General features: G+C 61.1%; 15 protein-coding genes. 8 read left to right on the top strand and 7 right to left on the bottom strand.

Going from position 1 to position 14683, the window contains the following annotated elements:
* Nucleotides 1-1018: 1018 nt before the first annotated feature.
* Complete coding sequence (locus tag Q7T45_RS11975) at nt 1019-2785, bottom strand: ATP-binding protein (protein WP_304870925.1); 1767 nt, start codon at nt 2783-2785, stop codon at nt 1019-1021.
* Between the two features lie 449 nt (nt 2786-3234).
* Here Q7T45_RS11975 and Q7T45_RS11980 point away from each other — a divergent pair, with 449 nt between their 5' ends.
* The 3 genes from Q7T45_RS11980 to Q7T45_RS11990 all read left to right on the top strand — a co-directional run bounded on the left by Q7T45_RS11980 (nt 3235) and on the right by Q7T45_RS11990 (nt 6784).
* Entirely contained in the window at nt 3235-4494 is a 1260-nt protein-coding gene (locus Q7T45_RS11980) for an MFS transporter (protein ID WP_304870956.1), read from the top strand.
* A gap of 30 nt (nt 4495-4524) precedes the next feature.
* Nucleotides 4525-5385 carry an ABC transporter substrate-binding protein gene (locus tag Q7T45_RS11985; RefSeq protein ID WP_304870927.1) on the top strand — a complete coding sequence of 287 codons (861 nt, stop codon included), beginning with the start codon at nt 4525-4527 and terminating at the stop codon, nt 5383-5385.
* Between the two features lie 958 nt (nt 5386-6343).
* Nucleotides 6344-6784 (top strand): DsrE family protein, encoded by a 441-nt coding sequence (locus Q7T45_RS11990; RefSeq protein ID WP_370691259.1) that lies wholly within the window; start codon nt 6344-6346, stop codon nt 6782-6784.
* Between the two features lie 301 nt (nt 6785-7085).
* Here the strand turns inward: Q7T45_RS11990 and Q7T45_RS11995 are convergent, their stop codons facing one another.
* The 3 genes from Q7T45_RS11995 to Q7T45_RS12005 all read right to left on the bottom strand — a co-directional run bounded on the left by Q7T45_RS11995 (nt 7086) and on the right by Q7T45_RS12005 (nt 9099).
* Nucleotides 7086-8195 (bottom strand): YeeE/YedE family protein, encoded by a 1110-nt coding sequence (locus Q7T45_RS11995; protein WP_304870929.1) that lies wholly within the window; start codon nt 8193-8195, stop codon nt 7086-7088.
* An 80-nt stretch (nt 8196-8275) separates the two neighbouring features.
* Nucleotides 8276-8653 carry a metalloregulator ArsR/SmtB family transcription factor gene (locus Q7T45_RS12000; protein WP_304870931.1) on the bottom strand — a complete coding sequence of 126 codons (378 nt, stop codon included), beginning with the start codon at nt 8651-8653 and terminating at the stop codon, nt 8276-8278.
* 5 nt (nt 8654-8658) lie between these two features.
* A complete protein-coding gene (locus Q7T45_RS12005; RefSeq protein WP_304870933.1) occupies nt 8659-9099 on the bottom strand; it encodes a thioredoxin family protein in 441 nt (146 codons plus the stop codon).
* Nucleotides 9100-9139: 40 nt separating this feature from the next.
* Between Q7T45_RS12005 and Q7T45_RS12010 the strand changes: the two genes are divergently transcribed.
* Both Q7T45_RS12010 and Q7T45_RS12015 read left to right on the top strand, forming a co-directional pair.
* Nucleotides 9140-9883, top strand: a complete 744-nt coding sequence (locus Q7T45_RS12010; protein WP_304870935.1) for a cytochrome c biogenesis CcdA family protein — start codon at nt 9140-9142, stop codon at nt 9881-9883.
* Nucleotides 9884-9907: 24 nt separating this feature from the next.
* Complete coding sequence (locus Q7T45_RS12015) at nt 9908-10495, top strand: thioredoxin family protein (RefSeq protein WP_304870937.1); 588 nt, start codon at nt 9908-9910, stop codon at nt 10493-10495.
* Between the two features lie 26 nt (nt 10496-10521).
* On the opposite strand, the gene Q7T45_RS12020 is transcribed toward Q7T45_RS12015, so the two are convergent.
* Genes Q7T45_RS12020 through soxA form a run of 3 tightly spaced genes read right to left on the bottom strand, consistent with a single transcriptional unit; the run spans nt 10522 to nt 12558 of the window.
* The gene (locus Q7T45_RS12020; protein ID WP_304870939.1) at nt 10522-11022 is read right to left on the bottom strand and encodes a heme-binding protein; all 501 of its coding nucleotides are present in this window, start codon (nt 11020-11022) and stop codon (nt 10522-10524) included.
* A 58-nt stretch (nt 11023-11080) separates the two neighbouring features.
* Nucleotides 11081-11725, bottom strand: coding sequence for a sulfur oxidation c-type cytochrome SoxX (gene soxX / locus Q7T45_RS12025; RefSeq protein WP_304870940.1), 645 nt, complete (start codon nt 11723-11725; stop codon nt 11081-11083).
* 11 nt (nt 11726-11736) lie between these two features.
* Nucleotides 11737-12558, bottom strand: a complete 822-nt coding sequence (soxA, locus tag Q7T45_RS12030) for a sulfur oxidation c-type cytochrome SoxA (protein WP_304870942.1) — start codon at nt 12556-12558, stop codon at nt 11737-11739.
* 184 nt (nt 12559-12742) lie between these two features.
* On the opposite strand from soxA, the gene soxY reads away from it, so the two are divergent.
* The 3 genes from soxY to Q7T45_RS12045 form a co-directional block, all read left to right on the top strand.
* Nucleotides 12743-13207: a thiosulfate oxidation carrier protein SoxY gene (gene soxY / locus Q7T45_RS12035; RefSeq protein ID WP_304870943.1), complete on the top strand. Its 465-nt coding sequence runs from the start codon at nt 12743-12745 to the stop codon at nt 13205-13207.
* Nucleotides 13208-13250: 43 nt separating this feature from the next.
* Complete coding sequence (gene soxZ / locus Q7T45_RS12040) at nt 13251-13583, top strand: thiosulfate oxidation carrier complex protein SoxZ (RefSeq protein ID WP_304870944.1); 333 nt, start codon at nt 13251-13253, stop codon at nt 13581-13583.
* Nucleotides 13584-13678: 95 nt separating this feature from the next.
* Nucleotides 13679-14683: twin-arginine translocation signal domain-containing protein (locus Q7T45_RS12045; protein WP_304870945.1), on the top strand; the 1005-nt coding region annotated here is incomplete at its 3' end.

A 14683-nucleotide genomic window follows, 5' to 3' on the forward strand; every position in this document is an offset into this window, starting at 1 on the left:
TTCCGGCTCACCGCGAGATGCGGGCGACGGGGACCATAATGCATGGTCGCGTCAGCGCAAGGTAGTTCGCACGAAGCTTGCCCGCCATCCGACGCGTACCAGTACGTTTGAGAATTGGATCAACACTCCATCAACGTCATTGCGAGCGAAGCGAAGCAATCCAGCTTTCTTCGTGCTCCCGGCATGGATTGCTTCGTCGCATCCGCCTTCGCCCGAAGGCGGGCTTCGGCGGACAAGAGCGCTCCTCGCAATGACGTTGATGGAATTGCGGTGACAGCGGAATTACGGTGACAGTGCACTTAATCCTGTTCTGCGATAGCGCTCGTCAGTGGCTTTCCCTACGACCGGCTTCGAGTATTGATTGAGTGCACTGTCACCGTAATACCGTAATACTCTGTCACCTTAATACTCATGGGTTTCGCAAGGGCTCAACCCATTCTGCAGGCTTCGCGCGCAAGCAAAATTTTCCGGGTCGGCCGCGGCAAAACAACCCGACGGGCAAATCACTTCTGGTTATCAGAATTCGTGTCAAGCCCCTCCGGGAAAAATATTTCTGTTTTACAGAAGTGAAAATCAGCTTATATCAATAACCATCCCGTCCCACTCAGAGGGGCGTTGCGCAACGTACCGGCGCGGGGCGGGGATGCGGTGGACGGGGATGGCGTGCTGACGAGGGCGCCTGAAGCGGACGGCGAAATCGTGGGGTCCTGACACCCTCATGCTGGTATCAAGTTCGCGCCGAGAAGCGCGGGCGACGGTGGCAAAAGTGCATAGCTCACCGGGGAGACCTCGTATAAGCCGTAAACTGCCGCGCAGGGAAAGTCGGATTGCCTCCGCTGGACCTGTATGCTCGTGTGCTCATCTACCCACTCCATTGCACACGAGACCGCGGGTGCAGCGTGCATCCGGCTTTCCCTGCGCCCTCGGATCGGAGAGGGCGTGAAGTTACCGGCAAACCTCGGGCGAACCGCGCCGCGAGATTACGAAGCTGCGTCTGGAGCAGGTCGCCGCAGCCGCGTCAGCGCAGCGGCTTCTTCAACAGCGAGAAGCGGTCGGGATCGAGTCCCATCGACGGCTGCAGCAGCGGCGCTTCCATCGTGCGCGGCTCCAGCGAGCGGGCGGCGGGACGTTCGTTGATGCCGGGGTCGTTGGGAACGTCGCGATGCGAGGTGGCGCCGCGCCAGCGTTCCAGCACCGCACCGACGAAGTGCATGTCGTGGCCGGCGGCGACCGAGGGCACCGTCGAGATGGTGGCTTCGCTGCGCGGCAATTGGTGGATCGGCACTTCCTTGAAGCGCAGACGCGTCGGCAAAGCGACGCCTTCGCCGAACGCCAGCACCTCGCGGGTGCCGAGCGAGGGCACGAACGACAACAGGTTGGCGGCGGCGTCCGAGACCGCCGAGCGCAGCAGCGCCTGGTCGCGGTCGTTGGCCAGCCGCATCGCGAACAGCGTGTTGCACTGGGAAATGATGGTGGCGTCGAGTTCGGCGGGACGTTGCGTCACGAGGCCGAGATAGACGCCGTATTTGCGGCCTTCCTTGGCGATGCGGCTGACCGCCTTGCGGGTCGGGCCGAAACCGATGTTGCGGTCGGCGGAGGCGTATCGGTGCGCCTCCTCGCACACGAACAGCAGCGGCGAGACGCCGTCGCTCCACAGCCCGAAATCGAACGCCATCCGGCACAGCACCGACACCACGCTATCGACCACTTCGGCCGGAAAACCGGCGAGCTGCATGATGGTCATCGGCCGGCCATTGGCCGGCAGCCGGAACAGGTGGCTGATCACTTCCGCCATGGTGTCGCCGCCGACATTGGCGTTGTCGAACATGAAGGCGTAGCGCGGATCGTTGCGCACGGTCTCGACCCGCGAAATCAGCTTGTGATAGATGATGCGCGACGAGCGGTTTTCCAGCTTGCCCATGCGCTCGTCGATCAGCGAGATCAGGTCGACCAGCCGGTAGGGCACCGGGGTATCGACGGTGTAGCCGATCGTCTTGGGATCGATCCGCTTCAGCCCGACCCGGTCGGCGTTCTGGTACTGGGTATAGATGCCCTTCGCCATCGGAATGACCTCGGCGAGGATGTCGAGTTCCTCGGGCACGCCGGGACGGCCGGCAAACAGCACGTCGACGATCTCTTCGAAGTTGAACAGCCAGAACGGCAGCTTCAGATTGCGCGGATTGAGCACCAGCGCGCGGTCGCCGAAGCAGCGGCCATATTCATTGTGAACGTCGAGCAGGAAGACCCGCAGGTTGGGCCGCGATTTCAGAATTTCGTTCAGCAGCAGCGATACGCCGCTGGATTTGCCGACGCCGGTGGAGCCGAGCACGGCGAAGTGCTTGGAGAGCATTTCCTCGACATCGACATAGGCGATGACGGAGGCATCCTGCTGCAGGGTGCCGACATTGATCTGATCCGACCCGGTCGGGGCATAGACCGTGCGGAGCTCCTGGTTGGTGATCAGGTCGACGGCATCCCCGATGGTCGGATAGTTGGTGACGCCGCGCTGGAACTTGGGCCGCTCCGGACCGCCGAGGATCTCGCCGAGCAGGTCGACCCCGGCGCTGGCGATGTAGGCGTCGGAGGAGGGCAGGTCCTCGCAGGTCACGTCCGTGATCATGGCGACGATGGTGGAATTGGCGCAGCGGATGCTGACGAAGCGGCCGACGGTCGCCCGCACCGCCGAGAGGCCGAGTTGGCTCGCCGCCAGCAGGCCGACCCGGGCGAGGGATCCGCGCACCGAAATCACACGTCCGAAGGATGTCACAGTGCTTGAACCTGGCATGTCATGAATTTGGACCAGGGTTCACTATGGAGGCCGGGGCTGGAGAAACGGTTAAACGCTGACAATTCGAGGTTCGCTAAATCCGCGGCATCTTGGTCAGAGTCCCGCCCTGTTGAGCCGCGCCGCGAGCCCGCAGCGGTGGATTTGGCGCGAAAATCGCGGTTTTTGCGGTGCGTCCATGGGTTCCGGCGGCGCTTGCCCGTTAACCTCTCCTTTACCAAGGCCGGAAGAGGCCACCCCGCCGACGGTCGCCACCGGCGCGGGCGGGTGGTCCTGGCGTGCCGCGACTGCAGGCCCGGTCGCCAAGGTCAGGCGTGATTGACACAGGCGACGGCAACGCTACCCTACATCCAACTTCCAGGAAGTGATTTCCGCCGCGGGGAAATCCGCTTTTCCGGACTAACAAGAAACAAGGCAGGGTGGAACGCGATGAACCGCGGCACCGGGATTTGAGCGAGTTCGCGCGGCCTTCCGCGCTGGCACCCTTCCGTATCCGAAATTACCGTTTCCAGTGGCCCGCCGACCTGCTCACCTCCTGGGCGTTCGAGATGGAGACGCTGATTCTCGGCTGGTATGTGCTGGTCGAGACCGGCTCGGTATTGCTGCTGACGGTGTTCGCGTCGCTCAGTTTTGTCGGCACCTTGATTGCCCCGGTGTTCGGCGTGGTTGGCGACCGCATCGGTCACCGCGACCTGCTCGCGATGATGCGGGCGTTTTATGCGGCGCAGGCCGCCATCCTGATGACGCTGGCGCTGACCGGCCATTTGAATCCGGTCTATGTCCTCATCATCGTGGCTGTCATGGGCCTGGTGCGGCCGTCGGACCTCGGCGTGCGCGGCGCGCTGGTCGCCACCATCATGCCGCACGATCAGCTGATCGGCGCGATCAGCATTTCCAGGACCACGATGGACACCGCGAAATTCGCCGGTGCGCTGAGCGGCGCCGGCCTGTTCGCAGCGCTCGGTATGGGGCCGGCCTATATCGCGATCGTCGGCCTTTATCTCGTCTCCACGCTGCTCGGCCTGCGCGTCGTGGCGCCCTCGAAGCCGCATCCGGCCGGCGAACCGATCGACGGCGCGCCGCTGCGTTCGACGCTGCGCGACCTGAAGGAGGGCGTCGCCTATGTCTGGACCACGCCGCGGATGCGGGCGGCGATCTGGGTCGCCTTCCTCGTCAACCTCACCGCCTATCCATTGTCCAACGGCTTGCTGCCCTATGTCGCGCGCGACATCTACGGCACCGACCAGACCGGGCTTGGCTATCTGGCGGCCAGCTTTGCGCTCGGCTCGCTGGTCGGCTCCATTGCGCTCAGCCTGATCGGCGGCATCCGGGTGGCGCGGCTGATGATCGGCTCCACCATGGCGTGGTTCGCGACCCTGCTGGTGTTTGCGCAAATGCAGAGCATGCCGGCCGCGATCGTTTGCCTGATGCTGGCGGGCTTCATGCAGAGTCTTGCGATGATTTCGGTCGCCGTCATCCTGATGCGCGCGGCGAGCGAGCATCTTCGCGGCCGCGTGATGGGCGTACGCATGCTCGCGATCTACAGCCTGCCGCTCGGCCTCCTGGCCGCCGGCAGCCTGATCGGCGAGATCGGATTTGCCGCGACCGCCTCGCTCTACGCCGCCGCGGGGCTGGCGTTGATGCTGGCGATCGTGCTGCACTGGCGCGCGGATCTGTGGAACGTGAATGCGCCGGCGAATGCAAGGTAGGCGGCGAACCGGAGGCTGACTGAGATGACCATGCGCCTGCGCATCTTGCTCGGCGACCATCCCGGCACGTTAGCGCTGAAGGATGGATCGCTCAAATCGGATCTCGTCAGCTTCGATTTCGCGCAATACTCGCCGACCAACAAGGGCTTCAAGCCGATGGTGCGCGAGCAGGCTTTCGACGTCGCGGAAATGGCGATCGTCACCTATCTGATGGCGAGGAGTTTCGGCAAGCCGATGGTGCTGCTGCCGCATGTGGTGGTGGCGCGGCATCAATACGCGCACGCGGTCTACCGCGCCGATCTCGGCAATCTGAAACCGCGCGATCTCGAGGGCAGGCGGGTCGGCATCCGCTCCTTCACCACCACGACCGGCGCGTGGCTACGCGGCATTCTCGCCAATGAGCACGGCGTCAATCTCGACGCGGTTCGCTGGGTGACGTTCGAAGACGCGCATGTCGCGGAGTATGTGGACAGGACGGAGCGCGCGCCCGCGGGCAAGCAGATTGTCCAGATGCTGCTCGACGGCGAACTCGATGCGGTGCTCGGCGAGAAGGTGGAGAGACCGGGTCTGAAGCCGTTGTTTCCGGACGTCGCGGCGGAAGAAGAATCCTGGTTCGCCAAATACGGCGTGCTGCCGATCAACCACATGGTGGTGGTCAGCCAGCAGCTTGCCGATCGTCATCCTGACGAGGTGCGGGAAGTGTTCCGCCTGCTGCGCGAGAGCGCTGCGCGTGCACCGGCAGCCGCGGTGCCGCAGTTCAGCGCTGACGAGATGCGCCGCTCGCTGGAGAAGATCATTGGCTATGCCGCGCAGCAGCAGCTAATCCCCCGAGCCTTCGCGGTAGAGGAGTTGTTCGACGATCTGACGGAGGGGCTTGGCACCGTCGGATGAATTGCCCGATCCGCGCCACAGATCGCGGCAGCGAGCGCCCGATCGTGCAAGAGCGGTTCGTGAAATAAGTCAAACTGCAGCGGGACTAGATCACGCGAGTCAAGGTTTCAGGAGGCGATCGGGAAAGTTGCCATCATTTCCGATGCCGAACGTGATGAGAGGGGCCGGACGCATCTATGCATGGGATTGCACGGCGCCGTCGGAACTCGCCGCAAAGCGCAGATTTCGCCTCAAAGCTCTGGTCCAGCGCGCGATGACGGCGGAGAGGCGCACATTTCACTCGGCGGCTTTCGACCTTCGCCAGCCTTCAGGTCGGACGACGAAGTAAAACGTGCAAAGGGCGTTCACGTTGGATCATGGAAGGTGCACCGGACGCCGACCGAGCCGTCCTCATCTCGCCGCCGCTCCGCGCGTGAGACATAGACGGTCCGGTAGGGATCTGCGAAAGCCTCGCGCATTCTGAGCATCCGCCCGTTGTCCGCGAGTGTCATCCAATGCCCGGGCCTAACAGGGCCGTCGGCAGCCAACGCAAGGCAATACCTGAAGTCCACGAAACGTCCTTCTATTCGTCGAGTGAAGTATTTTGTCTAAATTTACAACGACTTTGCAACGACACGGCGCCAGCCGAATCAACGACAGACTGGACGCGGCAAAAGCTTGAAGATCTCTCTTGCCAGAGATTTCGCGATGCAACATGAGTGATGCAATCGGCGGCTTCGCGTAACGATCGCGCAAAAGTTCATCCGCGCCTGGCGCGGACCGACGGTCGGGTTAGCCGTAACCTGCTGCCTTGGGTTCGCGGGAGAAATTAAGATCCGCGGGCGCCAAGGAAGTTCAGCATCGAGCGTCGCCGCCGTACGCTCCATATACATTCACAAAATTATATATTAGAATTCGATTGAAGCCGGGCTAAACCGACTCAACAAAAGGGAGAACCGCTGTGAGGGCATGGACCAAATTGACGTCTTACTGCGCAATTTTTGCGCTTAGCTTAACGATAAGCGTGCAGCCGCTTCGTGCCGCGGATTCGAAGGTGCACCACGTGGCCATTCAGGTAAGTGTCAACGATCCGGCCGTAATGAACCTGGCGCTTAACAATGCAGCGAACGTTGCTCATGACTACAGCGCAAAGGGTGAGGAAGTTGAAATCGAAATCGTCGTCTATGGGCCTGGCCTGCATATGCTGCGCGACGATACCTCGCCGGTGAAGGCGCGGGTTAAATCGATCGGCGAAAGCATGCCCAACGTTGCCTTCAGTGCTTGCGGCAATACGCAGGAAGCAATGCAAAAGGCCGAGGGCAAAGAAATCCCGCTCGTCTCGCGGGCGAAAGTGGTGCCGGCCGGCGTCGTCCGTCTGATGGAGTTGCAGGAACGGGGCTGGAGTTACGTCCGGCCCTGACGCCAGTTTGATATGGCGATGCCGCTGTTCGGTAAATCGTTCACCCGCGGTTTGGCTTTGCGCGGCGCGGGCATTGGGAACGAGACTATGCAGGACATGAAATCCAATTCGGTTGAATGCCTTGTCATCTGAACGGAAGCGGAGTGCCAATTGGGCAGCTAGACCAAGGTATCGACGGCCGCCGGGGACGGTCCGCAGCCGCCATGAAGCGAATGATCGCTGCCGGGAGGCAGGACATGTATCATTTTCCGGTCGGCATGGCGGGCGCGCAAGGGGCCGGTCGGGAAATGAGCGGCGCTCCTTATTTCGACGGGTAGTTTCTGCTGCGCAGGCTAGCCCAGCCGCGCCGAATTAGCTCTTGCGGCGTGCCATCGACAAGTGTGGCGATTCCCATCCTTGCTCCAAGGATCATGCCACCCACGGCAAATGGCCAGGATAGTGACAGCATCGATCCGGCGGTGATGCCTTGGCCGATGGTGCAGCCGCCGGCCAGAATTCCGCCGATGCCCATCAATGCAGCCCCTGTGAGGTGACGCCGCATCTCGTGGTCGTCGTCGAATGCCTCCCATCGCAATTCGTCCGCGCGCCACGCCGCGAGCCAGGAGCCTGCGACGACGCCGAACACGCTGCCGACCCCGAAGTCCGCGAAATTCGCGACGTTCAGAAGTCCCGCGTAGATCGCCTTTCCGACCGTAGATACGAATGTCAGGCTTTGCGGGCGAACCGGACTGGCGAAATCGTCGGCGAATGACGACGTCGCGACCCATCCTGCAACGGTCAGAAGGCCCAGTGCGATTCCGGCCGACAGCAGGCGTGGTGTGCGCCTGAGCCTCCGGTCGCCGAATGCAAGCCAGCAAAGGGCGCCGCCTACGGTCGCAGCGATCGCGCCACGCACATCCAAACCCAAGGCGTGCGTTGAAAGCGATGCCATGTCCGACCGCACGCCATCCGGCATGGCAATGGAAAGGCCTTCCAGAACCGTAATGCGAAAGCCGGCCAAAGCGCCGCGCAGCGTCGCATAGGCTGCGACACCAAGGATCAGGATCACAACAAGGCTGCGCAGGTCGCCGGTCCCCAGTCGCACGAGGGAACCGAAGCCACAGGTCCCCACCATCGCCATTCCGGTCCCAAACATCACGCTGCCGATCAGGATCGCGACCAAGGGAAGGGCCGCGGGTGTGTAGGTAGTTTGTTCGGGGTCTAGAAAGCCGCCAATGATCAGCCCCTGCGTTCCGAGGATTGCGATGCCGAGCGCAAGCCCGAAAATTCGAAGGCGACGGCTGTCGCCGCCCATCAGCGCGTCTTCGATAGCCCCAAATGAACAAAGTTTGGCGTGGCGTACGGCAAATCCTGCAGCCGCGCCTATGGCAAAGCCAGCGAGCGCTTGCATCCAGGCAGACAGATTCTGCATGGTGTCTCTCCCGGATCCGGCGCAGGTCTTGCTCGGCAGTATTGCCGAACTGCCATATCATCCGCCTGCCGCGCGGCGGTTTATTTCTTTGCGCCAGCACTCGCCGTTGCGCAAAAGATGTCATAAACGACAGAAATCATGCGGCGTACATCTTCGTTGGCAAGATTGTAGTAGATCGTCTTTCCGTCGCGCCTTGTGTCGACCATACCATCATAGCGCAAGCGCGCGAGTTGCTGGGAAACGGCCGATTGTCGCAGCGAAAGAATGTTCTCAAGTTCGGTGACGGACCGCTCGCGCTCGGCGAGCAGGCAAAGTAGCAGGAGGCGGTTCTCGTGCGAGAGAGCCTTGAGGAAATTGCTGGCCTTTCGCGCCTTGCGCATCAACTGATCGAGTTCGGGCGAATATTCCGCGCCGTCGCGAAGTTCTGTCTCGATGTCGGTTGAGAGGATCGATGTCATGGCTGTCAATTTGTCATTGGAATCGGAGAAGGGTACTTCGCATAGCTATGCGCGCTCGGCGGAGGCGACGGTTCCAGCTTGGCTACAAAAGTCCCGAGCAGCCCCCAAAAAGCATCGTCGTTGATGTAGCCGGTGATGCGTCCGATCTCCCGGCCGTTGTCCGCCACCACGAAAGTCGGCGTGTATACGACCGTCGAAGCGAGCTTAACGCCTGAGGAATTTTGTTTGTCGATGTTGAGGCGCCGAAGCGGAAGCCGTTCGGCCTCGCCGGTCTTGTCATAGGTCGGGCCAACCGCCTGATCCCACCTCTGACACCAGATGCAGCCGTCGCGCTCGAACATCAGGAGTTCGGCCGCATGCGACGTCATTGGCCAAAGCAGTGCCGCGAGCACGGACAAGCGAGGGAGAGGAAATTTCAGGCGCATCTTCTCAATCATGTGATACATATAGACGAATTCGCATGTATCTACCAGAGTCGGTAACGCCGTGATTTCAAATATTTCCCTGGTCGGCGCGTTGGGAGCGGGCCTGTTGTCGTTTCTTTCGCCGTGCATCCTGCCTCTGGTGCCGCCCTACCTTTGTTTTCTCGCAGGTGTCAGCCTCGATGATCTGACGCGACCCGGGCAGGGAGAAGCCAGCCGGCAAAACTGGCACGTTGTCGCCCTGTCCTTTGCCTTCGTGCTCGGGTTCGCCACGGTGTTCGTTGCGCTCGGTGCTTCCGCCTCGCTGATTGGAAAGGCCGTCACCGCTCATTTCAAAACGCTGGGAATGATCGCGGGGTTCATCATCGTGATCCTGGGCCTGCACTTTCTTGGCGTCTTGAGAATCGGGCTGCTGTTTCGCGAAGCCCGCTTTCAGACCGCGAGCAAGCCCGCCGGCTATGTGGGCGCCTATCTCGTCGGGCTTGCTTTCGCCTTCGGCTGGACGCCGTGCGTCGGACCCGTGCTTGCGACGATCCTCATTATCGCCGGGGTCGAGGGATCGGCAGGGCGCGGCGCGATGCTGCTCGGCGTCTATGCAATGGGAATCGGAATTCCGTTTCTGCTGGCGGCGTTTTTCGCCGGCCATTTCGTCCGGCTGATGGGGCGGATGCGCAATCATATGAACCTTATCGAGAAGGTGATCGGCTCCGGCCTTGTGCTGACTGGCGTTCTGTTTTTGACTGGCGCGATGCCGCGCATCGCCGGCTGGTTGTTGCAGACATTCCCCGCTTTGGGATCGATCGGCTGAACGGGACCCTGAAAGGATGCTCCGATGCTGAAACCTGAATATCGTCTGACCCGAAGGCACGTAGTCGGGGCGCTGGGCCTTGGCGCCATCGGATTCCGCGCTGCTCCCGCCGCGGCAGCAGCGAAGCTCGGCGACGACGGTCTGTATCAGATGGACTGGTATCTGGAGAGTTTCCTCGATCTTTCCGAGGATCTCGCCGGCGCCACAGCGAAGGGCAAGCGCTTCGCGATCATGTGGGGTCTCAAGGGGTGTCCTTCCTGCAAGAAGATGCACGAGGTCCATCTGATGGATCCGAAAATCGAAAGTTATATCCGTGACAATTTCGAGATCCTGCATCTCAACCACATCGGATCGCGCGCCGTAACGGACTTCGATGGACGCAAGCTGGGCGAAAAGGCGCTTGGCGAAGCGTACGGGATTCGATTCACGCCGACGATCCAGTTTTTTCCCGAGAAGACTGACGGCCTCGCTGTCGCGCGCGGACAGGCGCGCGAAGTCGCCCGGATGCCCGGACTGCTCGAGCCTCCGGAGTTTCTCGCGATGTTCCGTTACGTGCGGGAGAGGGGCTACGACAGCTTGTCGTTCCCCGACTGGCTCAAGAAGCAGGCCTGACCAAAGTCACCGGCGGCCAGGCGACTCTAGAAATCCAGCTTGTCGCGAATCGCGGCTATCCCTGCCTTGGCGCAGGCATCGTCGGCGTCGCCCCCTGGCGCGCCTGAAACGCCGATAGCGGCGACCATCGAACCTCCACCTTCGATGATCATGCCTCCGCCGAGGATGACGGCGCCCGGCAGATCACGCAGGCCAGCTTGCGGCATGCCCGGCTGGCTGATCGCCATCAGCGCGGTCGTGTCGGTGCGGAAGGACGCCGCGGTCCAGGCCTTGCCGGCGGCGGTCGCGGGAGTATGCGCGCCGGCAAAGCGATCGCGCAGCATGACCTGGGTCACGCCGAAGCGATCGACCACCGCCACCGCCACCTGAAATCCGCGCTTGCGGCATTCAGCGAGAGCGGCACGGGCGGAGTCCAGCGCAAGCTCCGGACTCAACAATTTGTAGGTGACGAGTGATTCCTGCGCGCGGCCGGGAAGCACTGTCAGTGCCACGATGGCCGATGCCAGCAACAACCTACGAAACGCCATGGTACCTTCTCCTTCATGCGCCGCCGCATGCCTGAACGGGTCATCGGTTCAGTTGCGGCTATTTGTTGACCGGTGACTCAGGATCGAACAGCAATGCGACGAGATCCTTGATCTGCTTTTCCGTCAGGAACTTGTTTGCGCCGAAGCGCGGCATGTTCGAACATGCCACTACAGCCTGCGAATTGTAGATCTTGGTGTAAGCCTGTTTGGCTTCGGCCGGATCGAACTTACGGTCCTTGCCGTACGCCGTGAGGCTCGGACCCAGCGTGCCGTAGCTGACTTCCTTGAGCTCCATCTGGTGACAGGCATAGCAGTTGCCGCCGTTCACCGTCTTTTCGTCGTCGGAGAACTGTCCGCCGCGGCCGTTGTTGGCGATCTTCTTGCCTTCCTTCCAGTCGCCGAGCAATTTCCCGTCCGCGGGAAACACGACCTTGGCCAGTTCGCGCTTGACGATCTTGTCGGCTTCCGCAGCCGGCACATCATTGTGATACAGATTGCAGGTCTTCAGCGTTTCATCGGGCTCAATTCGCGCCTGCCATTCGGGCGGGGCCTTCCCGAAGGTCGCCTTGAGATAGGCGTCGACGACCGCTGGATCGGTCTTTTCGGCGACGGTCTTGTCCTTTGTTTGCGCGTATGCTGTGGCGGGGAGGGCGATAACGCCCACCACCAGGAGCAGCGCAGTAGCTTTCAATATCGTTTTCATGGCGCGCTCCCTCAGCGTTTGATCGACGGGACGTTGATTTCACCGCCGAGCGCCTGCTTGTTCAGGAAAACGGTCAGCGCGGTGACGCTATCGGAAGCATATTCCGGAACCGGCCATCGTTGCTGGCGATAGCAGTCCCACAGACGATGCTGCATCGTCCGCAACGCGCCCTGCGACACCCGATAGGTTGGCCACGAACCCATGGTCTCCTGAGCCTGCTTGCCGGCCTTCGCCAGGTTCGGCAAACCCTGCAACCGGATTCGCTTGCCTTCTTCGCCATGGCAGGTGGCACAGGCAAAATCCATCACGCCACCACGCCTGAAGAACAATGCTTCGCCGACGGCTGCCATTTCCTTTTCCTTGGGGTGGCTCAGCTGCACGTCTATTTTCATGCCATTCGATTTATTGGCAATATAGGCGACCAGATCCTCCACGTCGGAGGCACGACCAGGGCCTGAAAACCGTCGGGCGATCACATCCTTGGTGTCGAGCCCCTGGATGTTCTGCATGCACCACAGCAACCGCTGTTCCAGGTCCATGACTTTGTCGGCATCCTTGAAAAACCGGGGAAGCTTCGCGAAGGCGCCTTCCAGCTTTCCCGCGCCAAGACCGAGATCGCATCCTTCAAGGGAGGCATTCTTGCTGCCGCGCTTTTCACGCCACAGGACTTCTCCCCGATCGACGGCGAGAAATCCCGGATTGGACATGGGATCGGAGATCATCGCGCGATAGCGCTCGATCTCCTTCTCACTGGCATCCTGCGCGCGAGCACTGAAAGAAATTGTGCATAGCAACATAGCGGTCAGCACGGAACCGATCGCGGCTCGTCTCATTCCTCACCCTCCCATCCGACGACCGTCTTTTGCGGTCCTTAAGGCCTTCAACCGGCCAGGCATCTTTACATTCAAAAAAAACAATATAATGATATTTGCAGATCATGATAGATCAAAGTTGGAATCGTCAAGAGATTTCATTGTCTAGGGATGCACCAAAGAGATCCCGCGGGAGGATACCCATATGGTTTGGAATTCGATTGAAACGACCCGTCGCGAGGCGCTCGGTCTCGCCTCGATCTTGGGATTTGCGGCGCTGCTCGCCCCCAGGATGTCCTTCGCCGACGAGCAGACCGTCGCCGCGGAAATCAAGAAACTGTACGGCGACAAGAAGCTGGAGAGCGGCAAGATCAAGCTCGATGTGCCCGAGATCGCCGAAAACGGCCTCGTCGTGCCGGTCAACGTCGAGGTCGAAAGCCCCATGACGGATGCGGATTACGTCAAGGCGGTGCATGTCTTCGCCGACGGCAATCCGCTGCCGGGTATCGTCAGCTACAAATTCACGCCTGCCTGCGGCAAGGCCGCCGCATCGACCCGCATGCGGCTCGCGCAAACCCAGAACATCATCTGCATCGCGGAAATGTCGAACGGAAATCTTCACATGGCAAAGGCCAATGTGAAGGTGACCATCGGTGGCTGCGGCGGCTGAACTGTCGCCGCAAGAATCATAAAATCAAGGTGAGGAGTTTTCCATGGCCACACAGCCAACCCCGCGTGTTCGCGTACCGGCCCAGGTCAAGCCCGGCGAAATCTTTGAAATCAAGACCCTGATCTCTCACGAGATGGAATCGGGTCAGCGCAAGGACTCTGCCGGCAAGATCGTGCCGCGCAAGATCATCAACAAGTTTGTCGCGGAATTCAACGGCAAGACGGTGTTCGAAGCCGAGTGGAATCCTGCGATTTCGGCCAATCCCTATCAGTCGTTTTTCTACAAGGCTGCCGAAAGCGGCGAATTCACCTTCACATGGAAGGACGATGACGGTTCGAATTACGTTTCCAAGAACAAGCTGACCGTCGCAGCTTGATCTGCAGGCGCGATGTGAAACGTGCCTGCATTCAAGGAGGCCATGAGAGCCTCCCGATAATTTCTTGAGTCGCATAGGCAAGTAAGGGTGGATTGATGATATCGAGGCGGGAATTCCTGCAGGCGACGTCGGCTGCGTCGGCGTTGCTGGTCGGCAGCGGGCTCGGCGATCTCGGAAGGGTAGCCGCCCAGCAACGGCTGTCGCAGGCCGACATCATGCGCTTCGACCCGTTGGGGACCGTCACGATTCTGCATGTGACGGATATCCACGCCCAATTGATGCCGCTGCATTTCCGCGAGCCATCCGTCAATCTCGGCGCGGGTGAGGCCAAGGGACTTCCGCCGCATATTTCCGACGCCGAATTCCGCAAGTACTTCAAGATCGCAACCGGCTCAGCCGACGCCTTTGCGCTGACGTCCGACGACTTTGTGGCCCTGGCGCGCAATTATGGCCGCATGGGCGGCATGGATCGCATCGCGGCATTGATCGGGGCCGTGCGTGCCGAACGCGGCGAAGACAAGGTGCTGTTGCTGGACGGCGGCGACACCTGGCAGGGCAGCTGGACGTCCCTGCAGACCAAGGCGCAGGACATGGTCGACATCATGTCGGCGCTGAAGGTCGATGCCATGGTCGGCCATTGGGAATTCACCTACGGCGCCGACCGCGTCAAGGAAATCGTCGACAAGGCGCCGTTCGCGTTCCTGGCCCAGAATGTTCGCGACAATGAATGGCAGGAGCCGGTCTTCGAGGCGCGCAGGATGTTCGAGCGGGGCGGCGCAAAGATCGCCGTGATCGGCCAGGCGTTGCCGCGCACGGCGGTGGCAAATCCGCGCTGGATGTTCCCGAAGTGGGAATTCGGCATTCGCGAAGAGGATATGCAAAAGCAGGTCAACGAGGCGCGCGCCGATGGCGCTTCGATCGTCGTGCTGCTTTCGCATAACGGCTTCGACGTCGATCGCAAGCTCGCCAGCCGGGTGAAAGGGCTCGACGTCATTTTGACCGCGCATACCCATGACGCGATGCCCGGCCTCATTCGCGTCGGCGACACCGTTCTGGTCGCCTCCGGTTCGCACGGCAAGTTTGTCTCGCGTCTCGACATC

It is taken from the genome of Bradyrhizobium sp. (assembly GCF_030646015.1).
Lineage (GTDB): Bacteria > Pseudomonadota > Alphaproteobacteria > Rhizobiales > Xanthobacteraceae > Bradyrhizobium.

Bases quoted from the DNA above. Each gene is read 5' to 3' on its own strand.
- Q7T45_RS12005 (WP_304870933.1), bottom strand. From the start codon at position 9,099: ATGTATCACATGATTGAGAAGATGCGCCTGAAATTTCCTCTCCCTCGC.
- Q7T45_RS12015 (WP_304870937.1), top strand. From the start codon at position 9,908: ATGCTGAAACCTGAATATCGTCTGACCCGAAGGCACGTAGTCGGGGCG.
- soxY (WP_304870943.1), top strand. From the start codon at position 12,743: ATGGTTTGGAATTCGATTGAAACGACCCGTCGCGAGGCGCTCGGTCTC.
- Q7T45_RS12000 (WP_304870931.1), bottom strand. From the start codon at position 8,653: ATGACATCGATCCTCTCAACCGACATCGAGACAGAACTTCGCGACGGC.
- soxX (WP_304870940.1), bottom strand. From the start codon at position 11,725: ATGAAAACGATATTGAAAGCTACTGCGCTGCTCCTGGTGGTGGGCGTT.
- Q7T45_RS11985 (WP_304870927.1), top strand. From the start codon at position 4,525: ATGCGCCTGCGCATCTTGCTCGGCGACCATCCCGGCACGTTAGCGCTG.
- soxA (WP_304870942.1), bottom strand. From the start codon at position 12,558: ATGAGACGAGCCGCGATCGGTTCCGTGCTGACCGCTATGTTGCTATGC.
- Q7T45_RS11995 (WP_304870929.1), bottom strand. From the start codon at position 8,195: ATGCAGAATCTGTCTGCCTGGATGCAAGCGCTCGCTGGCTTTGCCATA.
- Q7T45_RS12020 (WP_304870939.1), bottom strand. From the start codon at position 11,022: ATGGCGTTTCGTAGGTTGTTGCTGGCATCGGCCATCGTGGCACTGACA.
- Q7T45_RS11975 (WP_304870925.1), bottom strand. From the start codon at position 2,785: ATGCCAGGTTCAAGCACTGTGACATCCTTCGGACGTGTGATTTCGGTG.
- soxZ (WP_304870944.1), top strand. From the start codon at position 13,251: ATGGCCACACAGCCAACCCCGCGTGTTCGCGTACCGGCCCAGGTCAAG.